The organism is Micromonospora sp. NPDC005203 (assembly GCF_042872705.1).
Taxonomy (GTDB): domain Bacteria; phylum Actinomycetota; class Actinomycetes; order Mycobacteriales; family Micromonosporaceae; genus Micromonospora.
In genome coordinates this window covers 35,796-59,859 of sequence record NZ_JBIAKV010000019.1, presented here as the reverse complement: position 1 = coordinate 59,859, position 24,064 = coordinate 35,796, and the positions used below count along the sequence as shown (strand labels likewise).

Here is a 24,064-nt window from a genome sequence, read left to right as displayed (position 1 = left end):
TGGGCTTGCGGTGACCGAGCTGAGCTGGGCGCAGGTGTCCGCCCGGCGACTGGCGCGGCACGGGCTCTCGGCACCGGCGGCGTCCGCGCCGGACGCCGACCCGGACGTGGACCGCGTCGCCGACGTGGTGTCCACGATGTGCGGTGCGCACGCCCAGGTCGCCTCGGCCGCCGAACTGTCCGTCGGGCTCCGCGTCCCGGGCGCGACTCGTGCCCTGGTGCGCCAGGCGGTGTGGGGCGACCGCACCCTGGTCAAGACCCGTGGTCCGCGCGGGACGGTGCACCTGCTCGCCGCCGCGGACCTGCCGATGTGGACCGGCGCGCTGAGCGCGATGCCCGCCCCGCCGTGGGAGCAGAGCCGTGGGCTGTTGACTGCCGAGCAGACCGAGCAGGTCCTCGCGGCCATCGCCGACGCGTTGACCGAGGCCGAGCTGACAGGTGCCGAGCTGACCGAGGAGGTCGTTGCCCGGACCGGCTCGTGGGCGGGCGAACGGGTCATGGAGGCATTCCAGGACAAGTGGCCCCGGTGGATGGCCGCGATGTCAGCCGCCACCCGGGGCGGAGTGATCTGTCACGGCCCGACCCGGGGACGCGCCACGACCTACACCAGCCCGGCCCGCTGGCTGCCCGGGTTCACGCCGATGCCCGGCCCGGCGGCGCTGGCCGACCTCGTCCGGCGCTATCTGCACGCGTACGGGCCGGCCACTCCGGCCCAGTTCGCCAAGTGGCTGTCGGCGACCGAGCGGTGGGCGAGCGGGGTGTTCCGGTCGCTGGATCTGGCCGAGGTCGCCGTTGCCGGCACGCGGGCGTGGGTGGTCGCCGGCGACACCGACTTCCCGGACGATCCGCCGTCCGGGTTGCGGTTGCTGCCCTACTTCGACGCGTACGCGGTCGGCTGCCACCCCCGTGAGCGGCTCTTTCCCGGGGCCGCCGCCGAGCGGGCGTTGGCCGGAGGACAGGCCGGCAACTTTCCGGTGCTGCTCGTGGACGGGACGGTCGCCGGGGTGTGGCACCAGCGCCGCTGCGGGCGCACGATCCGCATCACCGTGGAGCCGTTGCGGGCGCTTGGCGCCGCTCGCCGCCGGGCACTGGACGAGGAGGTCGAGCGGATCGGCCACATTCTGGAAGGCAATCCGTCGTTGACAATCGGAACTGTGGACGTCGGCCCACATGCCTGAGTCAGGATGAGAGCGTGCATCCCGAACCGGTCGACCATGCGCCCCGGCAGGCGTTCCCCTGGGCGGTCCTGCGACAGCGCTGGGAGGACCTCACCTTCCTGCACTGGGCCGTCGCCCCGGAGATCATCGCGCCGCTGCTGCCGGCCGGCACCCGCCCGGACACGATGGACGGCGTGAGCTTCGTCGGCCTGATCGGCTTCCGAATGGTCGGGCTGGGCTTCGGCCGCGGTCCGGCTGTGCCGTATTTCGGCACCTTCGCCGAGACCAACGTCCGGCTCTACTCGGTCGACGACACCGGCCGGCGAGCCGTGGTGTTCCGCTCGCTCGACGCGTCCCGCCTGGTGCCGGTGCTGGTGGCGCGGGCGACTTTGCGGCTGCCGTACCTCTGGTCGTCGATGCGGTTGGACCGCGACGGTGACCGCCGCAGCTACCGGTGCCGGCGACGTTGGCCCGGGCCGGCGGGTACGACGAGTGCGATGGTGGTGCGGGTGGGGGAGCGGATCGTCGACCCGACCCCCCTTGAACATTTCGTCACCGCGCGCTGGGGCCTACACACGCGGGCTCACGGGGGCACCCTGCACCTGCCGAACTGGCATCCGCGCTGGCCGCTGCACCGGGCGGAGCTGCTGCACCTGGACGACGAGTTGGTCGCCGCCGCCGGGCTGCCGGCACCGGTCGGGCCGCCGGTCAGCGTGCTCTACTCGCCCGGCGTCCGGGTCAGGTTCGGCCCGCCGGTGGCACTGCGGCGGCCCGGCTGAGCGGTGCCGGGCCGGCGCAGCCTCAGTAGCGGCCGCCCTCGGGTGCGGGCAACGCGTCCAGGTCGGCCAGGTCCTCGGCGCTGAGCCGCACGTCGCCGGCGGCGCAGTTGTCGACCAGGTACGTCGGGGTCTTGGTGCCCGGGATCGGGATCACCCGGTCACCCTGGGCGACCACCCAGGCGAGGGCGACCTGCGCGGGGCTGACTTGGGCCCGGTCGGCGATCCCCCGGACCCGGGCGACGATGGCGAGGTTGGCGCGCAGCGCGTCCTGTTGGAAACGGGGCAGGCCGCGGCGGAAGTCGTCGGCGGGCAGATCGTCGAACGAGCTGAACCGGCCGGCCAGGAAACCGCGACCGAGCGGGGAGAACGGCAGGAAGGCGATGCCCTGCTCGACGCAGTACGGCAGCACCTCGGCCAGCGGGTCGCGGGTCCACAGCGACAGCTCGGACTGCACCGACGCCACCGGGTGCACCGCCTGGGCCCGCACGATCTGGGCCACCGTCACCTCGGACAGCCCGATCTGCCGTGCCTTGCCCGCCGCGACGATCTCCGCCATCGCACCCCAGGACTCCTCGATGGGCACCTCCGGGTCGACGCGGTGCAACTGGTAGAGGTCGACGTGGTCGGTGCCGAGCCGGCGCAGGCTGTCGTCGATCGCCACGCGGAGGTGCGCCGGGCGGCCGTTGTTGCCGATCTTCGCGAGGTTGGCAGTACCGCCGGTGGGGGAGGTGACCACCAGCCCGGCCTTCGTCGCGAGGACGGCCCGCTCGCGGTGACCGCCGGAAAGCGCCCGCCCGACCAACTTCTCGTTGGTGTACGGCCCGTACACGTCGGACGTGTCGATGAGCGTGGCGCCCAGGTCGAGTGCCTGGTGGATGACCGCGACCGAGGTGTCGTCGTCGCGCGGGCCGGTGACGTCGTAGGCGTGGGTCATGCCCATGCAGCCGAGGCCGATGACGCCGACCTCGGGACCTGCGCTGCCCAGCGTGGTGGTTCGCATGCGCCCCACGCTACGACCCGGTGCGGGCAGCCCGCACACGCTGTGGCGGGCCAGTATGGTCGGTCCATTGACCATTGCCTCTGACCTGCGATTGGAGCTGCCACGTGGGGAGCAAGCTGGTGGTGGGGACGTTCCTGTCCCTGGACGGCGTGATGCAGGGCCCCGGTGGACCCGGCGAGGACGACTCGTTCGGGTTCCCGCACGGCGGGTGGCTGCCGCCGCACGTAGACGAGGGTTTCGGCGAGATCATGGGTGGGGTGTTCGACCGCGCGGACGGGTTGCTGCTGGGCCGCAGGTCCTATGACACCCTCTCCGGGCACTGGCCCAACGTCCCCGACGAGGACGGTGGAGCAAAGATCAACAGCATGCCGAAGTACGTGGCGACGCGCAGCCCGATGACCGCCGACTGGCGCAACACCGAGGTCCTGATGGGTGAGGCCGCCGAGACCGTCGCCGCGCTCAAGCAGCGCACCGAGGGTGAGCTGCTCGTGCAGGGCAGCAGCGACCTGCTGCGTACGCTCCGGGCCGTCGGGCTGGTCGACGAGTACCGCCTGCTGATCTTCCCGGTCGTCCTGGGCCAGGGAAAGCGGCTCTTCGCCGAGGGGACCGTCCCGGCGGGGCTGCGACTGACCGGGTCGCGCACCACCAGGGCCGGCGTCGTCTACGCCGCGTACGAGGTGGCGGGCGAGCCGTCGTACGGCAGCGTTCTGTAGCGAAGCGCGGGTAGGGCGGGCGGTTCGGCGGACACCGTAAGCAGACGGTAAGGCGGCCGGCGCAGGGTGAACCACATCGGCCGCCGCGGGCGGCCGTTCACCCACCGCAGCTTCCCGAAGGGACACTCCCGTGTTGATGTCGACAGGTCGCCTCCTTCCCGTACTCACCGCTTTGCTCCTGCTGGCGTCGGCCGCCCCGGCGAACGCCGCGAGCACCAGCCGCGACAACCCGGTCACCTGGTCGGCGGCCTGGTCGGTCGCCCACCACCACCCCGTACCGGGCAACGACTGGTTCGGCGCGAACTGGTCCGTGTCCGGCTTCGCCGACGATTCGGTTCGGCAGGTGGTCCGGGTCAGCGCGGCCGGATCCCTGATCCGGATCCGCGTGTCCAACCGCTACGGCGGCCAAACGCTGCGGCTGACCGGCGCCACCGTGGGCCGGCCGGACGCCGGGGCGGCGGTGCGGCCCGGCACCCTGCTCCCGGTCACCTTCGACCGGCGGCGCTCGACCGCCGTGGCCGTCGGTGCCGAGGCCACCTCCGACCCGGTGCTCCTGCCGGTACGGGCGTTGGAGGCGCTGACCGTGACGCTCTACTTCGCCGGCGCCACCGGCCCGGCGACCTACCACCAGGACGGGCTCACCAGCACGTACCGCGCGGCGGGCGATCACCGCTTCGACCACCGTGGCGCCGCGTTCTCCGGCGAGACCAGCCAGTCGTGGTACCACCTGGCGGGGGTCGACGTCGCCGGGTCGCCGCGTGTCCGGGGGACGGTGGTGACGTTCGGTGACTCGCTGACCGACGGCTACGGATCCACCCCGGGCGCCGACAACCGCTACCCGGACCAGTTGGCCGAGCACCTTGTCGCCGCCGCCCGCCCGCTGGCCGTGGTCAACTCCGGCATCGGCGGCAACAAGCTGCTCGCCGACTCGTCGTGCTTCGGCGAGCGGGGCGTCGACCGGTTCCGCCGCGACGCCCTCGGACAGCCGGGTGTGCGCTCGGTGGTCGTCCTGATCGGCATCAACGACATCGGTGGCGGCGGCTACCCCGACTTCGGCTGTGGCGCCTCACCCGTGGTGACCGCCGCGCAGCTCATCGACGGTCACCGGGCGCTGATCCGGACCGCCCACGCCCAGCGGATCACCATCATCGGCGCCACGATGCCGCCCATCAGGAACGCGACCGGCTACGACACCCCGGCCAACGAGGCGGTCCGCGACGAGGTGAACCGGTGGATCCGCACCAGCGGCGCGTACGACACCGTCGTCGACCTCGACCGGGTCCTCGCCGATCCGGCCGACCGGGACGCCCTACGGCCCGCGTACGACCACGGCGATCACCTGCACCTCAACGACGCCGGGGCAACCGTCGCCGCTGCCGCCGTCGCCGCCCGGATCCGCTGAGCACCAGCTCGCTCGACCTGACGTCGGGTCCGCTGCTCTGCGCGCCACCGCCGGCTCTGGCGGAGCCGGGACCCGGGGCGGTATGCTCCGCCGCGATGATCACTTCCTCTCGTTCCAGATTGGGGGTCCGATCCGCGAACGGTGAGTGCTGATGCACTCCCGGGCCGCGGATGCGGACTCTCGACTGTCCTTCTGGCGGCGCGTGCGCGAGTTCGCCGTGCCGCCGTCCATGATCGAGCGCGCGGGTGCTCGCCGCCTGGTCGGTGACTGGGGCGGGGCCTGCGCCGCCGCGCGTGTCGATGCCGACATCAGCCTGCGAGCGGTCGCCCACTGCCACGGTCGAGACCTGGCGACACGGCTTCGGACCGACCTCCGCCACCTGGCACCTGACCTGCTGCGCTGGCACCTACCGAGGGTCGCCCCCGATGGTCTGCTGCGTCCGGGCCTGACCATCTCGCTGATCCGGTACGACCCGGAGCAGCCCACCGGTGGCACGGTGCACCTGGTGGCCCGTACTCCGCCGGCCTGGGCGGATGCCGGCCAACGGATCAGCCTCGCCCTGTGGGAGGGGTCGGGCCGACATCCGCACCCCGACAAGCGGTTCCGCCTCGACCTGCACCGCCACCTCTTCGACGCGCGCCGGACCACGGAGTTGCGCATCCGATCGGGCGCGGGCCGGGCCTCGGTCCCACCGCATGGCGTCCCCGACGAACTGGTCACGGCTGTCGACGCGCACCGGTACGCGACCGACCGGTGGCCAGCCGAGGCGGCGCTTCTGCTCGCGACCGAGGGAAGGACCAGTGGTGCTGTCGCGGTGCGGCTCGGCACCGGACGCCGGCTGGTCCTGCCCGTCCACGCGGAAGCTGGTGCGGCAGGCGCGGATGGCGATCGGTCCGCCGTGGCACGGGTCGGCCCGCGGGCGGACGGAACCGGGCTGCCGGTGCTGCCCGACGCGGCGACCTGGGTGCTGCCCGACCTGGCGCTGCTGCGCACCGGGCTGATCGAGCCGGCCGAACTGCACCCGCTGGTCGCGGCGGCGCTGGCGCCCGAACGTCAGGTGTCCACGGGCCCGGTGGCGTCGGATCGGGTCTCGGCACCGCGCCTGGTGCCGTGCCGAGGCGACCTGCATCGCATCGGCCTGGTCGACGGGGTGCTCGCCGCGCTGGACCACGACCCGGCCGAGATCCGCCGGGAGCAGTTGCTGGCCGCGCTCACCGGTACCCCGCTGCCCTGCCTGCGAGCCGTCGACGAGGCGCACCGAGAGCCGGAGTGCCTTCCCGACGTGCGGGCGCGGCTCGACCACGGCGACACCGTCGGCGCGCTGGCCACCGTCGAGGCCCTGCTCGGCCCCGAGGCGCTGCTGCGCGACGGCGCCCTGCGCGACGAACTCGAGTCCGCCGCGCAGCGGCGGGTCACCCACGGCCTGTTCCGGGCCGGCCTGATCGGGGCCGGGCGCGGCCCCACCGCCGACGGACCCCGCCGCTCGGGCGTGCGCCGGCGGCGCACGCGCCACGCGACATCCGGCTGACCGAGCACCCCCTTCTTCCGGTACGACCCCCACCGCACCCAACGCCAACCCCAAGGTGATGACCATGCCTGCGTCCAGTCCGCAACTCGATGTCGCCGACGACCTGATCGCTCTGCTCGGCGCGACCACCACCGAACCCCGTACCGACATCCAACTGTCGGCCCTGATGCTGACCGTGGCGGCCGATCTGCCCGTCCTGCTCTGGGGGGCGCCCGGCATCGGCAAGACGGCGGCCCTGACCCACCTGGCCGCGACCCTGGACCTGCCCCTCACGACCGTCGTCGCCAGCGTCCACGAGCCGTCTGACTTCTCGGGTCTGCCCATCGTCGGCGACGACCCGGCGACCCAGGGCGTCCCGATGGCCCCGCCGGACTGGGCGGTCCGCCTGGTCCGGGCGGGTCGGGGCCTGCTGTTCCTCGACGAGTTGTCCACCGCGCCCCCCGCCGTCCAGGCCGCCCTGCTGCGCCTCGTCCTGGAACGCCGCGTCGGTGCCCTGCGGCTGCCACCCGGCGTACGGATCGTCGCCGCCGCCAACCCACGGTCGTCGGCCGCCGAGGGATGGGAGCTGAGTCCACCGTTGGCCAACCGCTTCGTTCATCTCCAGTGGACCCACGACCATGAGATCGTCGTACGCGGACTCGGTGGCACCTGGCCGCGTGCGGCGCTGCCCCGGCTCGACCCGGACCTGCTGCCGGAGGCCGTCACCTTCGCCCGCCGGGCGGTCTGCGGTCTGCTGTCCGTCCGTCCGGATCTCGTGCACCGGCTGCCCACCACCGACGCCGCGCGTGGTGGGCCGTGGCCGTCACCGCGGAGCTGGGAGATGGCGCTGCGCCTGACCGCCTTCGCGACGGCGGCGGGCGTCTCCCGTGAGGTGCTGTCGCTCCTGGTCCGGGGCACGGTCGGCGACGGCCCCGGGCTCGAGCTGCTGGCCAGTATGGATCGGATGGACCTGCCCGACCCGGAGGACCTGCTGGCTGACCCGGCCGCCGCGGTGCTGCCCGAACGGGGCGATCTGCGGCAGGCCGTGTTGGACGCCGTGGTGGCCGCGGTCCGCAACCGGCCGGAGCGGTCCCGGTGGGACGCGGCGTGGGTGCTGTTGGCGCGGGCCGTGGACACGGGCGCGCCGGACCTGGTGGTGGTCCCCGCGACCACTCTCGCCAGCCTGCGCCGCGAGAACTGGGACGTGCCCGCCACGATCGAACGCCTGGCCGGGGCGGTGTCGCTGTCCCGGCGAGCCGACCAGGTGGCGACCCGGATCGCGGCCGCCGCCGGGGCCGGACGATGAACGCGGGCGTCCCGGCGACGCTCGACGTCGACAAGCTGTACGCCGCCCGCCTGTACGCCGCCCGGGTGCGTCCCTACCTGGCGACCGCGTTGTTCGCCCTGCACACGGTGGCGTCACGGCAGGTGCCGACGATGGCGGTGGACCGGCACTGGCGCTGTTACGTCTCGCCGACGTTCGTGGACCGCACCCCGTTGGAGCAACTCGCCGGGGTGTGGGTGCACGAGGTGTCGCATCTGCTGCGCGACCACCACGGCCGCGGTGACCGGGTCGCCCGGGACCGGGGGCTGCACGGCCCGGGGGAGCGGCTGCGGATGAACATCGCCGCGGACTGCGAGATCAACGACGACGTGTTCGGTGACGGGCTGACCATGCCCGAGGGCGCCGTCGAGCCGGCGTCGCTGGGGCTCCGCCCGGGGGAGCTGATGGAGGACTACCTGCGCCAGTTCGGGCTGGGTCCGCGTACGCAGGGTCTGGTCTGGTTGGACTGTGGCAGTGGCGCGGACGGGCTGGAACGGGAGTGGGACCTGGGACCGGACGGCGCACAGGGCCTCAGCGAGCAGGAGCGCGACGCGGTCCGGTTCCGGGTGGCGGAGGGCATCACCGGCCACCCGGGATCCGTGCCCCAGGGCTGGCGACGGTGGGCGGAGCAGGCGTTTCACCCCCCGCAGCCGTGGCGTGACCTGCTGGGGGCGGCGGTCCGCTCGGCGGCGGTGGCGGCCGGGACCGGTACGGATCACAGCTATGGCCGGCCGTCCCGGCGGTCCCAGGGCGTGCCGGGCGTGATCCTGCCCAGCCTGCGCCGCCGACCTCCGACGGTCTGCGTCATCGTCGACACGTCCGGGTCGGTCAGCGACGCCGAGCTGGGTAGCGCGCTGCTCGAGGTGGCGGCGATATCCCGGGCCCTGGGCGGTCGACGCGATCTGGTCAGCGTGTTGCCGTGCGACGCGGCGGCCCGAGTCGTGCACGCGCTGTGTCGTGCGGAGGAGATCCCGCTGATCGGCGGTGGCGGCACGGATCTGCGGACCGGCTTCGCCCGTGCGCAGCGGGTCCGGCCGGACGTCATCGTGGCGCTCACCGACGGGCAGACGCCCTGGCCGCGTGCCCGCCCGGTGGCGCGCACGGTGGTGGGGCTCTTCCCCCGGGGCCGGGCATCGTGGACCGAGGACGCGGACCGGGTGCCGCCCAGGCCACCGGAGTGGGCGCGGGTGGTGACCATCGGGCCGCACTGAGTCCGACGAGCGGCCGCTTTTGCAGCCGGCACCCCGGCCAGCGGGAGAATCGGCGGGCCGACCTTGAATTCCATAGCGGATGATCGATATTGTCTGCGCAGGCGCCGCCCCGCCCCAGGCCATCACCGTCGATCGACCGAAGCGGGTTCAGCATGCGCGCTCTGAGACTTGTCACGACTCTGGCCGTCGCCGGCCTGCTCGCCGGTGCGGTGGCGATGCTCGCCACACCGGCCAGCGCGGCGACCGCCGTGTTCTCCGTGACCAACACCTGGGGCAGTGGCTACCAGGGGCAGGTCACCGTCACCAACAACACCTCCACCCAGATCAGCAGTTGGCGCGTGGAGTTCGACCTAGCGGCCGGCACGAGCGTCAGCCAGTCGTGGAACGCGCAGCAGACGACCTCCGGCAGCCACTACACCTTCACCAACGTGTCCTGGAACGGCACGCTCGCCGCCGGGGCCTCGACGTCGTTCGGCTTTCTCGTCACTGGCTCCGGCACTCCGCTCAACTGCACGGTCAACGGCGCGTCCTGCACCGGCGGGACGCCCCCGACGACCGCGCCACCGACCACGTTGCCCCCGACGAGCGCTCCGCCCACGACTCCGCCACCGACCACCCCGCCGCCGAGCACCGGCACGCCCGTCGAGCGGCACGGGCAGCTCCGGGTCTGCGGCACGACGATGTGCGACAGGTCCGGCGCTCGGGTGCAGTTGCGCGGCATCAGCAGCATGTGGCTCAACTGGGAGACCGCCCCGTACGCCGAGAACCTCTCCGCGTTGAGGTGGATGCGGGACAACTGGAACCTCCAGGTGATCCGCGCGGCCATGGGCGTGGAGCCGGCCGGCGCGTACCTGAGTGACCCGACCAGGGCGCGGGCGCAGGTGGAAACCATCATCAACAACGCGGTCACCGCCGGGGTGTACGTGATCGTCGACTGGCACGCGCACGAGGCGCAGAACAACCAGTCCCAGGCGGTGGCGTTCTTCGGCGACCTGGCCCGCCGCTACGGCCACCTGCCCAACGTCATCTGGGAGCCGTACAACGAGCCGTTGCAGGTGAGCTGGACCAGCGTCATCAAGCCGTACCACCAGGCGGTGGTCTCCGCGATCCGCGCCGCCGACCCGGACAACATCGTCGTGCTCGGCACGCCGACCTGGTCGCAGGACGTGGACGTGGCGGCCGCCAACCCCGTGAGCGGCACCAATCTGATGTACACCCTGCACTTCTACTCGTGCACGCACGGCGCGTCACTGCGGGCCAAGGGTGACGCGGCGATCCGCGCCGGCCTCGCGCTCTTCGTCACCGAGTGGGGCGCCAGCAACGCCGACGGCGGCCTCGACGGTCGGTCCTGCCTACCGGAGGCGCAGTCCTGGATCGACTGGATGAGGGCGAACGGCATCTCCTGGACGGCGTGGAAGCTCGACGTCGGCACCGACACGACAAACCTGCTCAGCCCCGGCGCGCCGGTGACCGGCGGGTGGAGCAACTACCTGCACGGCCACGCGCCGTTCGTCGTGGCGAACATGAGGTAATCCAGCCGCGCAGGCTTGATCAACTCCAGATCGCCAATGTCGGGGTGTCCGCTGCGGCGCGACACCCCGACACTGCCGATCCCGTGTCGAGCACCCAAGCGCGCGGCCATCGGTGAGTGGCCCCGAGGCAGAACGGTCCGCCACCTTAACGCACCGGAAACACGCCCGGTACCAAACCTGGGAACGCTCGTCGGACAGCCACGACCACCGATACGCGAACCGGGGTGACCATGGCCGACAACACCACGAACGCGCCAACGTTCGACGGGCCGACCAGCCGGTCCGGCAACGGCCGGGCACTGCCCACGCCGCGCGCCAGAACGGCCGCGACCCTCGACGACGGCGACCCGGCGGATCTCGCCACGCTCGGTGTGGAGGAGGAGTTCCACGTCGTCGACCTGCACACCCGGGAGCTGGTGCCCCGGGCGGGAGAGTTGCTCGACCGGCTGCCGGCCGACTCGTTCACCGCGGAGCTGCACCGCAGCGTGGTGGAGACCAACACCGCGGTCTGCCGCACCCTGGACGAGATCCGCGCCGAGCTGACCCGACTGCGCCAACTGGCCGTGCAGGTCGCCGACCGGGCCGGGCTGGGCATCGTGGCGGCCGGCACGGTGCCGTTGCGGGCCGACGGCGATCTGAGCGTCACCCCGACCTCCCGCTACCGGCGGATGCTCGACGAGTACCAACTGCTCGCGCGGGAGCAGTTGATCTGCGGCGCGCAGGTGCACGTCGGGGTGACCGACCGGGACCTGGCCGTCGCGGTCACCCGCCGGGTCCAGCCGTGGCTGCCGGTGCTGCTCGCCCTGTCGACCAGTTCGCCGTACTGGATGGGTCAGGACAGCGGCTACGCCAGCATGCGGTCGCTGGTCTGGCAGCGCTGGCCCACGGCGGGTGACCCCGGCGAGGTGACCAGCGCGGCGGATCACGAGGCGCTGGTCGCCGAGCTGATCTCCTCCGAGACGATCACCGACCCCGCCATGATCTACTTCGATGTCCGGCCGTCGGCGCACGTCCCCACCGTGGAGCTGCGCATCACCGACGCCAACGCCGACGTGGAGACCATCGTCCTGCTCACCGGCCTGTTCCGGGCGTTGGTCCGGCGCGAGGTCGCCGCCCTGCGCGCCGGGGTCGAGCGCACCGCCGTGCGTTCCCCGGTGCTGCGCGCCGCGGTGTGGCGGGCGGCCCGCTCCGGCCTGGAGGGTGACCTGCTCGACCTGCCCCGCTCGGCCCGGCCGGTGCCGGCCGCCGAGGCGGTCCGCCGGCTGGTGACCGACCTGCGCCCGCAACTGGAGGCGACCGCTGACTGGGAGCAGATCCGAGAGCTGACCCGGTACGCCCTGGAGCGCGGCAGCTCCGCCGCGCGGCAGCGACGGGCGTACGAGCGTCGCGGCCGGCTGGCCGACGTGGTGGACCTGCTCCTCGCCGAGACCAGGGGCCGGGTCCGCGAGACGCTGCCGGGTACGCACACACCACCGGTGCTTCCCACGTACGCCGATGCCGGTGACGAGGTCTTCGGAGCGGCCGGGCCGGAGCCGGCGTACGCCCCGATCCTGGCGGCCCTGCGCCACCTCGGTGCCGGCGCCCTCCGCCAGCGTGAGCACGACCGGGACGAGGAACAGCGCGCGCGGGGCGTGACGTTCAGCGTTGCCGGTGAGGCGAGCACCAGGCTCTTCCCGGTCGACCTGGTGCCCCGCGTGGTGCCGGCCGCCGACTGGCGGACCCTGCGCACCGGCCTGGTGCAGCGTGCCCACGCCCTGGACGCGTTCCTCCGGGACGTCTACGGCGACCGGGCCGTGGTGGCCGACGGCGTGGTGCCGGCGTGGGTGGTGGAGTCCTCACCCGGGCTGCGCCCGACCGGCGCGCTGATGGGCCGGCGGGGCACCCGCGCCCAGGTGTCCGGGACCGATCTCGTCCGGGACCCGGACGGCGGCTGGTACGTCCTGGAGGACAACCTGCGGGTGCCCTCCGGGCTCGGCTACGCGGTGCAGAACCGGCGGCTCACCCAGGCGGTGCTGCCTGAGCTGCCGGTGCCCGACGACCTGCTGCCCGCCGACGAGACGCCCGCGATGCTGTACCGGGCGCTGATCGCCGCCGCGCCCGCCGCGGCCGACGATCCCGCCGTGGTGGTGCTCAGCAGCGGCCCGGGTGACCCCGCGTGGTTCGAGCACCGGTTGCTCGCCGACGAGATGGCGGTGCCGCTGACCGAGACCAGCGACCTGCTGGTGCAGGAGGGTCGGGTCTGGTTGGTCCGGGCCGGCACCCGCAGCCGGGTCGACGTGATCTACCTGCGGATGGACGAGGAGGCGCTGCTGCACGCGCCCGGCGCCGACGGGGTGCCGCTGGGCTGGCCGTTGCTCGCCGCGGTGCACGCCGGGCGGCTCACGCTCGCCAACGCCCTGGGCAACGGCGTCGGCGACGACAAGGCGCTGTACGCGTACGTGCCCCGACTGATCGAGTACTACCTGGGCGAGAAGCCCCTGCTGGGAGACGTGCCGACGTACCTGTGTGGGCTGCCCGAGCAGCGGGCCGAGGTGCTGGACCGGCTCGATGAGTTGGTGCTCAAGCCGGTCGACGGGTACGGCGGCGACCGTGTGGTGATCGGCCCGCGGGCCGAGGAGGAGGAGTTGGACGCCGTCCGGGAACAGATCCTCGCGGCCCCGCACCGGTGGATCGCCCAGGAGATGGTCTCGCTCACCACCCACCCGGTCTTTGACGGCACGGCTCTCGCTCCCCGCCACGTCGACCTGCGGGCCTTCGTGTTCCTCGGCGAGCAGGCCGAGGTCGCGCCGGTGGCGCTGACCAGGGTCGCACCCGCCGGCAGCATGATCGTCAACTCGTCGCGAGGCGGTGGGTCGAAGGACACCTGGTTGCTCGGTGGAGACGAGCAGAATTCGGTGTAACGCACGGTTGACCAACCCGTCATCGGTTCGCAACCCGGTCCGCCAAACCTGGACCGGTCAGCGGCCCGAGCGGATCCGAGCCGATGAGAGGTGAGTGCCATGTGCGGTATCGGAGGCGAGCTACGCCTCGACGGGGCGCCACCGGACGTGGCCGCCGTCGAGCGGATGCTTCCCGTTCTGAGCGCCCGAGGCCCGGACGGCGCGGGTCGGTGGCAGCACGGTCCGGCGGCTCTGGTGCACCGCCGGTTGCGCATCATCGACCTCTCCGACGCCGGCGCCCAGCCGATGGTCGACCCCGAACTGGGCCTGGCCCTGGTCTTCAACGGTTGCATTTACAACTACCGGGAGCTGCGCGACGAGCTGATCAGCCTCGGCTACTCCTTCCGGTCGACCTCCGACACCGAGGTGATCCTCAAGGCGTACCACAGGTGGGGGACGGCCTGCGTCGAACGGTTCTACGGCATGTTCGCGTTCGCCCTGGTCGAGCTGGCCACGCACACCCTGGTGCTGGCCCGCGACCGGCTCGGCATCAAGCCGCTCTACCTGTCCGAGGGGCCGGGACGGGTCCGCTTCGCCTCGACCCTGCCGGCGTTGCTCGCCGCCGGCGACGTGGACACCGACCTCGACCCGGTGGCGCTGCACCACTACATGACCTTTCACTCGGTGGTGCCCCCGCCGCGCACGATCCTCGCCGGGGTCCGCAAGCTCCCACCGGCCACCGTGCGGGTGATCACCGCGGACGGTCGGAGCACCGACACGCTCTACTGGAAGCCGGAGTTCAACCGTGCGGCGGCCGACCCGATGTCCGCCGACGAGTGGCAGGAGCGACTCATGGCGGCGTTGCGCACCGCCGTACGCCGACGGATGGTCGCCGACGTGCCGGTCGGGGTGCTGCTCTCCGGCGGGCTCGACTCCAGCCTGATCGTCGCGTTGCTGGCCGAGCAGGGCCAGACCGGACTGGCCACCTTCAGCATCGGGTTCGAGGCGGCGGCGGGGGAGAGCGGCGACGAGTTCCACTACTCCGACCTGGTGGCCCGCCACTTCGACACCGACCACCAGCAGATCCGCATCGGTGCCAGCCGGTTCGTCCCCGCCGTGCACGCCGCCATCGCGGCGATGAGCGAGCCGATGGTCAGCCACGACTGCGTCGCGTTCCACCTGCTCTCCGAGGAGGTCTCGCAGCGCATCACGGTGGTGCAGTCCGGGCAGGGCGCCGACGAGATCCTGGCCGGCTACGACTGGTACCCGCCGATGGCGAACGTGGCCCGCGCGGACGCCGTCGAGGCGTACGCCCGGGTGTTCTTCGACCGTCGGCACGACGCGCTCGGCGGGCACCTGGCACCCGAGTGGATGCTCGACCACGACGCGAGCCTGGAGTTCGTCGCCGCCCACTTCGGCGCGCCCGGCGCGGACACCGCGCTGGACGCGGCGCTGCGCCAGGACAGCCTGGTGATGCTCGTCGACGATCCGGTCAAACGGGTCGACAACATGACGATGGCCTGGGGATTGGAGGCGCGCGTGCCGTTCCTCGACCACGAGGTGGTCGAGCTGGCCGCCGCCTGCCCACCCGCGCTGAAGCTGGCCCAGGGTGGCAAGGGCGTGCTCAAGGCGGCGAGCCGGGGCATCGTCCCGGACGAGGTGATCGACCGACCGAAGGGCTACTTCCCGGTCCCCGCCATCCGGCACCTCTCCGGGCCGCTGCTCGACGACGTCCGGGACGCGCTGACCGCCCAGCCGGCGCGCGAGCGGGGGCTGTTCCGCAAGGACTACCTGGAGGAGTTGCTGGACGCGCCGAACACCCGGCGGACCACGCTGGGCTCCAACGCGCTCTGGCAGCTCGGGCTGCTGGAGCTCTGGTTGCAGCGGATCGGGGTTTAGATGATCGTTCGGACCGAGGTGCCGCGTACCGTCCTTCGGAACCGACCCGCCAGCCCTCGGCCGGCGGTGCCGGTGCCCGTGGGCGAGGAGTACCGCCCCGCGCCGTCGCCCGACGGCCGTCGGGTGGCGTTCCTCTCCGACCAGGGCGGCAGCCCACGAGTCTGGGTCCGCGACGTCGACACCGCCGAGGCCGTCGCGCTGCCCACCGGTGACGAGCCGGTGCTGGCGCTGAGCTGGTCCCCGGACGGGCGGTGGCTGGCCTGCGTCGTCGCCCCCGGTGGTGCGCCCCGCACCGAGCTGTGGGTGCTGCGCCCGGACGGTTCGCGACGCCGGCAGGTCGCCGGGTTCGGCAGGCGCAGCGCCGCGCTGGCCGGCTGGCTGCCCGACGGCGCGGTCCTGATGGTCACCGAGACCGACGAGCGGGGCCGGGCCGTCCTGGTCGACGCGGGCACCGGGCGCCGGCGGGTGCTCGCCGAGGGTGATCTGCTCACGCTCCTGGACGTGACCCCGGACGCCGGCACCGCGCTGCTGCGCCGTGGCCCCCGCAACGCCCGGTGGTTGGAGCTGCTCGACGTGGCGACGGGCGAACAGCTGCGGTTGTTCCCGGACACCGGCCAGGGCAGCACCGACCAGGGCTGGTTCGGCCCGGACGGCACGAGCGTGCTGGCCCGTACCGACGCGTTCTCGGAGCTGGCCGCGCTGGTACGGGTCGACCTGACCCGACCGGAGCGGACGCCGACCCGGCTCGCCGGGCGACCGGACGCCGAGTTGGAGCACGCCGCGCACAGCACGGACGGGCACCGTGTCGCGCTGCTGTGGAACACCTACGGCGGGCGCAGCGAGCTGAGCCTGCTCGACCTCACCGACGGCGTGCAGCGGGCCGCCGGCGCCCCCGGGGAGGTGCTCGACGACGCCGTGTTCGCCGCCGGCGGCGACCTGCTCTGCCTGACCGCGCAGGGGCCGGTGCAGCCCCGGGAGGTCTGGCTCGTCGACCCGTCGTCCGGCGCGCTGCGTCCGTTGCGGCCGAGCGCCCCGCCCACCGGCACGAGCGGCGGCGGGGTCGCGCCACAACTTGTCGACCTGCGCGCCCAGGACGGGTTGCCGCTCTCCGGCTGGCTCTACCGCCCGGCCGGCCCGGGTCCCTGGCCGACCGCGATCAGCCTGCACGGCGGCCCGGAGGCGCAGGAGCGCCCCGGCTACAACCCACTGTTCCAGGCCCTCGTGGCGCAGGGCGTCGCGGTGTTCGCGCCAAACGTCCGCGGGTCGTCCGGGTTCGGCCGCTCCTTCGTCGCCGCCGACAACCTCGCCGGCCGCTACGGTGCGATCGCCGACGTCGCGGCCTGCGCCGAGTTCCTCGTCGACGCCGGCGTCGCCCGGCCCGGCCAGCTCGGCTGTCTGGGCCGTTCCTACGGCGGTTACCTGGTCCTCGCGGTGCTGGTGAACTTCCCCGGGCTGTTCGCCGCCGGGGTCGCCGAGTGCGGCATCTCCGACTTCCACACCTTCTACGCCGGCACCGAACCGTGGATCGCCGCCGCCGCCGTCAGCAAGTACGGCGACCCGCAGCGAGACGCGGAGCTGCTGCGGGACCTGTCGCCGCTGACCCACATCGACCGGCTGGACGTGCCGGTGCTGCTCATCCACGGCGCGAACGACACGAACGTGCCGGCCGGCGAGTCGGCGCAGGTGGCGCGGGCCCTCGCCGCCCGGGACGTGCCGCACGGGCACCTGGTGCTCACCGGCGAGGGGCACGACTTTCTGGCGCGGACCAACCAGGAGGCGGCCCGGACGGCCACCACCGCCTGGCTGACCCGGCACCTCGCCGCGACCACGGCCACCGTGGGCTGAGGCGTTATCCTGCGCCGGTGGAGGTCACGACGCAGGGCGAGTGGTTGGCCGCGGACCTGGGTCGCTGGTTGGCCGAGCTGACCTTCGTCGACCTGGACGCGGACGCGGTCACCGCCCGGGTGATCGACTCGGTGGTGCGGTGGGCCGAGGCGCAGGGCTGGCGGGTCTACCGGCGGGCGCCGAGCGTGTTGCCGTTGCCGCCGCCGATGGGGCAGCGGCACTCGGTCCTCGACGTGGCGTGTGCCCGCCCGGACGGCCCGCCGGTCGTGGTGGAGGTCGACCACACCGACCGCGCCCGTACGGTGCAGAAGCTGCACGCCGAGGCGGACGCCGGTCGCATCCCGATCTGGGTGCGGTGGGGGGTCGGACGGTTCACCGCGCCGCCACCGCCGGTGCGGATGGTGACCGTCGAGGTGACCCGTCGGGCCGGTCCCGCCGGGCGCGGACGGCTGCACAGCCGCGGCGGGGACCGCCCCGCGCCGGCGCACTCGACCGGCGGTGGCACGGTGGCCGCGCAGGCGCTGCCCATCCCACTGACCGACCCGGACGCGGACGCCGGTAAGGGCGTCGGAAGCGAATCGTAAGCGCGGATCGGCAGAGTTCTGGGTGTCACCGGAGAGCACGACACAAACCCAGGAGAATTCCGATGCGCAAGCTCATCAACTCGACCTACATCACCCTCGACGGCGTCATCGACAACCCGATGTGGACCATGCCGTACTTCGACGAGGAGGCCGCCAGCCTCGCCGGGGCGCAGACCACCGAGGCCGACGCGATGCTGATGGGCCGGGCCACCTACGACGGCTTCTCCGCCGCGTGGCCGAACATGGACGAGAGCGACCCGACCACGGGCGCCGCGTTCTTCAACAACGTCAAGAAGTACGTCGCCTCGACCACCCTGACCGACCCCACCTGGAACAACACGGAGGTGCTCCAGGGCGACCTGGTCGAGGCGGTCACCGCCCTCAAGGCCCAGGAGGGCAAGAACATCATCCAGTACGGCTTCGGGTCGGTCACCGCCAAACTGATCAGGGCGGGTCTGGTGGACGAGGTCCGGTTCTGGATCCACCCGGTGTTGGAGGGCGGCGACAACCTGACGGTGGCGCTCTCCGATTTCAAGGCATCGTTCGACCTGGTCGACACGCGGGTGCACAAGAGTGGCGTGATCGTCGCCTCGTACGCGCCGAAGACGCCGGCCTGACGGGCGCGTTCGCCCGCTGTCGCCCGCCGAACCGCCCGCCGCGGCCGGGGGCGCGGGTCAGAGCTGAGCCCGGGCCTCGCTCGGGCTCAGCTTCGCGCCCTCGGCGAGCAGCGCGTCGAACCGTTGCGGCCCCAGTTCGGCCCGCAGCCGAGCGGTCGTCCGGTCGGTGTCGTCGCGTTCGGCCGGCGCGGCGGGGGACTGCGCGGCGAGCCGGGCGGCGGCCGCGGCGCCCAGCAGCCGGGCGGCGACCTCGGGGGAGTCTGCCGCCGCCGCCATCCCCTCCAGGGGGCCGACCGCGTCGCGCATCGTCGCCATCGCCTCGGCGGCCTCGAACGCCTCGATGTGCAGGGCCAGCGCCGCGTCCGGGTCGCCGCCCTGCTCGACGGCGTAGCCCAGCTCGACCAGGACCATGGGCAGGTAGAGCGCCGGCTGTGTCTCGCTGCGGCCCAGGTCGACGAGTCGGGTGAGGTGGGTGACGGCCAGGTCGAGCTTGCCGTCGCGGCGGGCGGCCATCCCGAGGCTCATCTCCGCGAAGATCACCGCACCGGGCGAGCCCTGGTCCACCGCCAGCTCGTACGCGCGTTCGGCCAGCTCCCGACCCTGGGCGTAGTCGCGGGTCTGCACGGCGAGCCAGGCCAACCAGGACAGCTCCGCACAGACCTGCGGCCAGAGCGCCAACTCCTCCGCCCAGCGCAGCCCCTCCCGGTGCAGCGCGGCGGCGCGCTCGTGCTCGCCGCGCATGTCGGCGAGCCCACCCACCCACTCGGTCGCCCGGAGTCGACCCCACCGGTCGCCGAGGTCGGCGAACAGTGCCGCGCTGCGGGTCGCGGTGCGTTCCAGGGTGGCCTGGTCACCGCCCGCGTGCGCGAGGTGGGCCAGGGAGGTGAGCACCGCCGCCTCGGTCCACCTGTCGACGGGAGCGGTGGGCAGCAGCTCCGACGCCAGGGCCAGGTCGCCGTGCTCGATCACCGCGTTGGCCGCGAACCAGGCGGCGTGTCCACCCGGGTCGACCGCCACCGCGGCGCGTACGTCGTCGGGTGCGATCACCTCGCCCTGCGACAGGGCGAAGCCGACCCGCCAGGGGGCTGCGCGCGTCTCCTGTCCCGGGTCACCGGGCGCGGTCAGGGCCTGCCGTGCCTCGGTGAGCCGGCCGCGCAGATACCAGTACCAGCTCAGGGCGATGGCCAACCGCAGCCCGCCACCGTGAACGAGTGCCGGGCGCAGGTTCGCCGTCTCCGCGTCCAGCAGGGCCAGCCACCGCTTCTGGTCGGCGCCGCGCAGCTCAGGGTCGGCGCGTTCGGCCAGCTCGGTGAAGTAGGCGGCGTGCCGCGCGCGTACCTCCTCGGCGTCGGTCAGCCGGTCCAGACCGAACGCGGCTACCGACTCGAGCAGCCGGTAGCGCGGCTCCGCGCCGGAGTCGTCGAGCACCACCAGCGACCGGTCCACCAGCCGCGCGAGGGTGTCCAGGTCGGTGCGGCAGACGTGCTCGGCGGCCTGCGGGGTGCAGCCGTCGCGGAACACCGCCAACCGGGCCAGCACCTCCCGGTCGGGCGCGTCGAGGAGGTCCCAGCTCCAGCCGATCACGGCGGTCAGGGTCCGCTGCCGGGTCGGCACGTCCCGTTGGGCGGTGCTGAGCAACCGGAAACGATCATCGAGCCGGTCCACCACACCCCGCACACCGAGGGTGCGGACCCGGGTCGCGGCCAACTCCAGGGCCAGCGGCAGCCCGTCGAGGCGGCGACAGAGCTGCGCCACCGCCGGCGCGGTCTGCTCGTCGAGCCGGAAGCCGCGCTGCTGCGCGGCGGCGCGGGCGGCGAACAACCGGGCCGCCGCCGAGCGCCGGACCGCGTCGAGGTCACCGTCGACCGGCACGGGCAGCGGGGGTACGTCCCAGAGCAGCTCGCCGGTCAACCCGAGTGGCTCCCTGCTGGTGGCCAGCACGCTCACCCCGGGCACGTCGCGCAGCAGTCGGGCGACCAGCTCGGCGGCCGGCTCGACCACGTGTTCGCAGTTGTCCAGGACGAGAAGTAGGTGCCGGTGTTGCAGGGCCGTGACCAGGCGGTCGCTGGCCGACAGGCTCGTGCCGGCGGCCTCGTGGGCGCCCAGCACCGCGAGCACCTGCTCGGCGACGCGCGGGTCGCCGGCCGACAGCGGGGCCAGCTCCACCAGCTGGACGCCGTCCGGGAACGACTGGGTCCGGGCCGTCTCGGTGGCCAGGCGCGTCTTGCCGACCCCGCCCGGCCCGACGAGTGTGACCAGCCGTTGCCGGGGCAGCAGCGTCCGCAGCTCGGCCAGCGCCTCGGCCCTGCCGACCAGTTCGTCGAGCTGGGCCGGCAGGCTGTTGCGGATGAGCGCGGTCTTCGGCGGTGCGCTCAGGCCGGCGTCCTGTTCGAGGATCCTGCGGTGCAGGGCGACCAGCTCCGGCCCCGGGTCGAGGCCCAACTCCTCGGCGAGCCGCTCGCGCAGGTCGGCATAGCTGTCCAACGCCTCGGACTGACGCCCAGCCGCGTACAGCGCGCGTAGTTGCACGGCGCGTAGGCCCTCGCGCAGCGGATGCCGGGCGACCAACTCGGCGAGGTCGGCCGCGACCAGGTCGTGCTCACCCCGGGCCAGGCGGGCCTCGGCCAGCCGTTCGTGCACGGCGAGGCGCTGCTCGGCGAGGCGGCCCGCCTCGGCGCGGACGAACTCGGCGTCGGCCACATCGGCGTACGCCTCGCCGCGCCACAGCCCGAGCGCCTCGGCCAACCGGTCGGCGTCGCTGCTGCGGGCCAACTCGGCGAACCGGTCGGCGTCGACGGTGGCGGTGCGCAGCAGGTAGCCGGGCGGTCGGGACTCGACCACCTCGCGGGCGCCCGGCTCGGCGTCGTTGAGCGCCTTGCGCAACTGGGACACCCGCACCTGGAGAGCGCCGAGCGGGTTGGCGGGGGCGTCCGCACCCCACAGGTCGTCGACGAGGCGGTCCGCCGACACGACCTGATTGCGGTTGGCCAGCAGGTCGGCCAACAACGCGCGCACCTTCGCGCCGGGCACCACCACCGGCTCGCCGTCGTCCGTGGCCACGGCGAGCGGCCCAAGCACCCCGAACTGCACGGCGGTCATCTTAGCGTCGGTAAGGCGACCGGAAGCCAACCGTAAGCGCGTCGGCGCACCGTGTGGCCATGGACATCTATTCCGAAGCACACGGCCACGGGGCGGGCCGCCCCCTGGTGCTGATCCACGGAGCGCTCTCCGGCATCGGCACCTCGTTCGGCGCGATCCTGCCGCTCCTGGCGAAGACCCGACCGGTCATCGCCGTCGAGCTGCAGGCCCACGGCCGCACTCCCGACGTGGACCGCCCGCTGACCGTGGAGCACTTCGCCGCCGACGTGGTGGAGTTGCTCGACCGGCTGGGCGTCGCGCGGGCGGACGTGTTCGGCTGGAGCATGGGCGCGGCGGTCGCGCTGCGCCTCGGCACCGATCACCCCGACCGGGTCGGGCGGCTGGTGCTCGCCTCGGTGAGCTTCGACGACGACGGCCTGCACCCCGGGCTCCTGGACGGGATCCAGGACCTGCAACCCGAGCACCTGCACGGATCGGAGTTCCACGAGGAGTACCTGCGGACCGCGCCGGACCCGGTGGGATGGGCCAACCTGGTCACCAAGATGAAGGTGCTGGACGCGAACCTGCCGCAGTGGACGCCCGAGCAGATCCGTGCGCTGGCCGCACCGACCATGATCGTGCTGGCCGACTCGGACATCGTCCAGCCGGAGCACGCGGTGCTGATGTTCCGACTGCTCGGCGGCGCGGTGCCCGGCGACCTGACCGGTCTGCCGGCGTGCCGGCTGGCCATCCTGCCCGGCACCACGCACACCTCGATCCCGCAGCGCGCCGACTGGCTGGCCCCGATGATCGACGAGTTCCTGACCGAAGCCGGGTCGATCGGTTAGACCCCTCGATCCGTCGCCCTCCCCGGCTTGTCCGCCGCCGACCGTGAGGAGCGGCTTGCCGATGGCTCGCCAGCGACTGCTGTCGGAGAGTTGCCCAGTCGGATCGGTGTCAACTGGCAATGGTGCCGTGGCGTCCTCGCCCACCTCGCGATCTTGCGCTTCCTGCGACCACACAAGCCGCAAGAGCCGCGGGATCCACCGATCGCGGGCAGCGGCGCGGGGGCGGGGCGGGGCTGCTGTCTGCTCCGACGTGGACTTCTCGATCAAGCGGTTACCGTGCACCGATGAATGTGCCCCGGGTTGATTCATGTCTGTTGGAGTTCGCGATCGGCTTGTCCGAACGAGCGGGCAGCCTGGCTGCCGAGCGGTTCTTCGCGGCGGACTTCGCGACCGCGATCAAAGCGGATGGGACCGAGGTCACCGAAGCTGACTTAGCCGTCGAGGCGTTGATCTGCGGTGAGCTGGCAGACCGGTTTCCCGCTGACGGAATATACGGCGAGGAGACCGGTGCCACGGCTGGCACGTCGGGCCGGCGGTGGGTCATCGACCCGATCGACGGCACCAGGTACTTCGCGCACCGCATCCCCATCTTCGGTACGAACCTTGCCCTTGAGGATCAGCATGGCACCGCTCTTGCCGTGATCAATCAGCCGGTGGCTCGGCAGCTCATCTACGCAGGCCGTGGCCGAGGTTGCCGTGTCCGTACTGACGGCACAGATATGGCACCGGTGCTGCGGGACAACCCCGAGTTGGCCACAGCCCGGGTGGAACTCGTCAATCCGGCTGGCTGGCCCGCTGATCTCCTGCTCACGCTGCATCGCCACACCCGGATCACCGGCCATCTGGGTGGCATCGGTGGCCTGTTGACCGGATTGGTGGACGCCGTGGTGATCGCCGGCTCCGAAATGGGTTACGAAGACCTCGCGCCCCTACCAGTGATTCTCGAGGAGGCTGGCGGTAGAGCGACCGACCTTCGCGGCGGCCCACTTCTCGCCGGGAACGGAACGGCGCTGCTCAGCACCGGCCGCCACCACCAGGCACTGTTGGACATGCTTGCGCCAGTGCTGGCGTACTGAGTGTCGATGTGCGGTCCGGATCACGGACCGCCGGCGTGGACCCGGGGATCTTGTTCGGATCGGCGGCGGATGGTCGCGAGGATGCGTCGGACGCCGATCACGTGACCGCCGGAGGTCAGCAGGATCTGCCGGTAGAGGCCGCCGGTCAGGCCGGCGAAGACGGCGCGCGTCTCGGCTCGTAGCCGGGATCGGCCCGGCTCGATTGGTGTGAGGCGGAAGATCAGCGCGTAGGTCGAGAACCGGTGGCTGCCGCGCAGTGCCAGTTCCTCACCGGGGACCGCGCTGGTCACCCGGAACCCGGGGAACGTCGAGCCGGCGGCGAGTGGTCGTGGCCCGGACGAGACGGGATCGGCGGCGCTCACCAGCCGGGCGTACCCGGTCATCCCCGGCGCTGCGAAGGACCTCTCGACGACGTCGGTCAGGTGCGGCCAGATCCGGTCGGTGTCCGCCGCGATGAGAGTGGAATGTTCGTCCAGGTGGGGCAACGAGTCGATAGCCATCAGCGACTCCTCGCGTCGGCCTCCATTCTCACCCGTCGTTCCCGAAGTTCGCCGCCCGCGGTCATAGCGTCTGGTCGATCGAACGGGTAGAAACATGTCTACCCGTCAGAGAGC

Annotated in this window: 18 protein-coding genes; 15 read left to right on the top strand and 3 right to left on the bottom strand. The window is 72.9% G+C overall.

The window, feature by feature from the left end; genetic code table 11:
- The first annotated feature begins 10 nt into the window (after positions 1-10).
- Together ACFYPM_RS29575 and ACFYPM_RS29570 are read left to right on the top strand one after the other, a co-directional pair.
- Positions 11-1,177 carry a winged helix DNA-binding domain-containing protein gene (locus ACFYPM_RS29575; RefSeq protein WP_387203805.1) on the top strand — a complete coding sequence of 389 codons (1,167 nt, stop codon included), beginning with the start codon at positions 11-13 and terminating at the stop codon, positions 1,175-1,177.
- Positions 1,178-1,191: 14 nt separating this feature from the next.
- Positions 1,192-1,935, top strand: a complete 744-nt coding sequence (locus ACFYPM_RS29570; RefSeq protein WP_387203802.1) for a YqjF family protein — start codon at positions 1,192-1,194, stop codon at positions 1,933-1,935.
- Positions 1,936-1,957: 22 nt separating this feature from the next.
- Here the strand turns inward: ACFYPM_RS29570 and ACFYPM_RS29565 are convergent, their stop codons facing one another.
- Complete coding sequence (locus tag ACFYPM_RS29565; RefSeq protein ID WP_387203800.1) at positions 1,958-2,935, bottom strand: aldo/keto reductase; 978 nt, start codon at positions 2,933-2,935, stop codon at positions 1,958-1,960.
- 104 nt (positions 2,936-3,039) lie between these two features.
- On the opposite strand from ACFYPM_RS29565, the gene ACFYPM_RS29560 reads away from it, so the two are divergent.
- From ACFYPM_RS29560 to ACFYPM_RS29510, 11 genes are all read left to right on the top strand, one after another.
- The gene (locus ACFYPM_RS29560; protein WP_387203797.1) at positions 3,040-3,648 is read left to right on the top strand and encodes a dihydrofolate reductase family protein; all 609 of its coding nucleotides are present in this window, start codon (positions 3,040-3,042) and stop codon (positions 3,646-3,648) included.
- Between the two features lie 136 nt (positions 3,649-3,784).
- Positions 3,785-5,050 carry a GDSL-type esterase/lipase family protein gene (locus ACFYPM_RS29555; RefSeq protein ID WP_387203794.1) on the top strand — a complete coding sequence of 422 codons (1,266 nt, stop codon included), beginning with the start codon at positions 3,785-3,787 and terminating at the stop codon, positions 5,048-5,050.
- Between the two features lie 151 nt (positions 5,051-5,201).
- Positions 5,202-6,578: a hypothetical protein gene (locus ACFYPM_RS29550; protein WP_387203791.1), complete on the top strand. Its 1,377-nt coding sequence runs from the start codon at positions 5,202-5,204 to the stop codon at positions 6,576-6,578.
- Positions 6,579-6,636: 58 nt separating this feature from the next.
- Positions 6,637-7,863 carry an AAA family ATPase gene (locus ACFYPM_RS29545; RefSeq protein ID WP_387203788.1) on the top strand — a complete coding sequence of 409 codons (1,227 nt, stop codon included), beginning with the start codon at positions 6,637-6,639 and terminating at the stop codon, positions 7,861-7,863.
- The gene (locus ACFYPM_RS29540; RefSeq protein ID WP_387203785.1) at positions 7,860-9,092 is read left to right on the top strand and encodes a VWA-like domain-containing protein; all 1,233 of its coding nucleotides are present in this window, start codon (positions 7,860-7,862) and stop codon (positions 9,090-9,092) included. Before ACFYPM_RS29545 ends, ACFYPM_RS29540 begins: the two co-directional genes overlap by 4 nt.
- Positions 9,093-9,244: 152 nt before the next feature.
- A complete protein-coding gene (locus ACFYPM_RS29535) occupies positions 9,245-10,624 on the top strand; it encodes a cellulase family glycosylhydrolase (RefSeq protein ID WP_387203783.1) in 1,380 nt (459 codons plus the stop codon).
- Between the two features lie 230 nt (positions 10,625-10,854).
- Complete coding sequence (locus ACFYPM_RS29530) at positions 10,855-13,524, top strand: glutamate--cysteine ligase (protein WP_387203780.1); 2,670 nt, start codon at positions 10,855-10,857, stop codon at positions 13,522-13,524.
- Positions 13,525-13,623: 99 nt separating this feature from the next.
- Positions 13,624-15,402 carry an N-acetylglutaminylglutamine amidotransferase gene (locus ACFYPM_RS29525; protein WP_387203777.1) on the top strand — a complete coding sequence of 593 codons (1,779 nt, stop codon included), beginning with the start codon at positions 13,624-13,626 and terminating at the stop codon, positions 15,400-15,402.
- Positions 15,403-17,247: a prolyl oligopeptidase family serine peptidase gene (locus ACFYPM_RS29520; RefSeq protein ID WP_387203774.1), complete on the top strand. Its 1,845-nt coding sequence runs from the start codon at positions 15,403-15,405 to the stop codon at positions 17,245-17,247. It abuts the gene before it with no gap.
- 17 nt (positions 17,248-17,264) lie between these two features.
- Positions 17,265-17,831: a hypothetical protein gene (locus ACFYPM_RS29515; RefSeq protein WP_387203771.1), complete on the top strand. Its 567-nt coding sequence runs from the start codon at positions 17,265-17,267 to the stop codon at positions 17,829-17,831.
- Between the two features lie 62 nt (positions 17,832-17,893).
- Complete coding sequence (locus ACFYPM_RS29510; RefSeq protein WP_387203768.1) at positions 17,894-18,448, top strand: dihydrofolate reductase family protein; 555 nt, start codon at positions 17,894-17,896, stop codon at positions 18,446-18,448.
- Between the two features lie 57 nt (positions 18,449-18,505).
- Here ACFYPM_RS29510 and ACFYPM_RS29505 read toward each other — a convergent pair whose 3' ends face one another.
- On the bottom strand, positions 18,506-21,547 hold the full coding sequence (locus ACFYPM_RS29505; protein ID WP_387203765.1) for a BTAD domain-containing putative transcriptional regulator: 3,042 nt from the start codon (positions 21,545-21,547) through the stop codon (positions 18,506-18,508).
- 59 nt (positions 21,548-21,606) lie between these two features.
- Between ACFYPM_RS29505 and ACFYPM_RS29500 the strand changes: the two genes are divergently transcribed.
- Together ACFYPM_RS29500 and ACFYPM_RS29495 are read left to right on the top strand one after the other, a co-directional pair.
- A complete protein-coding gene (locus tag ACFYPM_RS29500) occupies positions 21,607-22,374 on the top strand; it encodes an alpha/beta fold hydrolase (RefSeq protein ID WP_387203763.1) in 768 nt (255 codons plus the stop codon).
- Between the two features lie 284 nt (positions 22,375-22,658).
- On the top strand, positions 22,659-23,450 hold the full coding sequence (locus ACFYPM_RS29495; RefSeq protein ID WP_387203760.1) for an inositol monophosphatase family protein: 792 nt from the start codon (positions 22,659-22,661) through the stop codon (positions 23,448-23,450).
- Positions 23,451-23,470: 20 nt separating this feature from the next.
- Here the strand turns inward: ACFYPM_RS29495 and ACFYPM_RS29490 are convergent, their stop codons facing one another.
- Positions 23,471-23,950, bottom strand: a complete 480-nt coding sequence (locus ACFYPM_RS29490; RefSeq protein WP_387203757.1) for a hypothetical protein — start codon at positions 23,948-23,950, stop codon at positions 23,471-23,473.
- Positions 23,951-24,064 lie beyond the last annotated feature (114 nt).

Bases quoted from the DNA above. Each gene is read 5' to 3' on its own strand.
- ACFYPM_RS29555 (WP_387203794.1), top strand. From the start codon at position 3,785: ATGTCGACAGGTCGCCTCCTTCCCGTACTCACCGCTTTGCTCCTGCTG.
- ACFYPM_RS29505 (WP_387203765.1), bottom strand. From the start codon at position 21,547: ATGACCGCCGTGCAGTTCGGGGTGCTTGGGCCGCTCGCCGTGGCCACG.
- ACFYPM_RS29530 (WP_387203780.1), top strand. From the start codon at position 10,855: ATGGCCGACAACACCACGAACGCGCCAACGTTCGACGGGCCGACCAGC.
- ACFYPM_RS29535 (WP_387203783.1), top strand. From the start codon at position 9,245: ATGCGCGCTCTGAGACTTGTCACGACTCTGGCCGTCGCCGGCCTGCTC.
- ACFYPM_RS29490 (WP_387203757.1), bottom strand. From the start codon at position 23,950: ATGGCTATCGACTCGTTGCCCCACCTGGACGAACATTCCACTCTCATC.
- ACFYPM_RS29520 (WP_387203774.1), top strand. From the start codon at position 15,403: ATGATCGTTCGGACCGAGGTGCCGCGTACCGTCCTTCGGAACCGACCC.
- ACFYPM_RS29540 (WP_387203785.1), top strand. From the start codon at position 7,860: ATGAACGCGGGCGTCCCGGCGACGCTCGACGTCGACAAGCTGTACGCC.
- ACFYPM_RS29525 (WP_387203777.1), top strand. From the start codon at position 13,624: ATGTGCGGTATCGGAGGCGAGCTACGCCTCGACGGGGCGCCACCGGAC.
- ACFYPM_RS29495 (WP_387203760.1), top strand. From the start codon at position 22,659: ATGAATGTGCCCCGGGTTGATTCATGTCTGTTGGAGTTCGCGATCGGC.
- ACFYPM_RS29510 (WP_387203768.1), top strand. From the start codon at position 17,894: ATGCGCAAGCTCATCAACTCGACCTACATCACCCTCGACGGCGTCATC.
- ACFYPM_RS29545 (WP_387203788.1), top strand. From the start codon at position 6,637: ATGACCATGCCTGCGTCCAGTCCGCAACTCGATGTCGCCGACGACCTG.
- ACFYPM_RS29500 (WP_387203763.1), top strand. From the start codon at position 21,607: ATGGACATCTATTCCGAAGCACACGGCCACGGGGCGGGCCGCCCCCTG.
- ACFYPM_RS29565 (WP_387203800.1), bottom strand. From the start codon at position 2,935: ATGCGAACCACCACGCTGGGCAGCGCAGGTCCCGAGGTCGGCGTCATC.
- ACFYPM_RS29550 (WP_387203791.1), top strand. From the start codon at position 5,202: ATGCACTCCCGGGCCGCGGATGCGGACTCTCGACTGTCCTTCTGGCGG.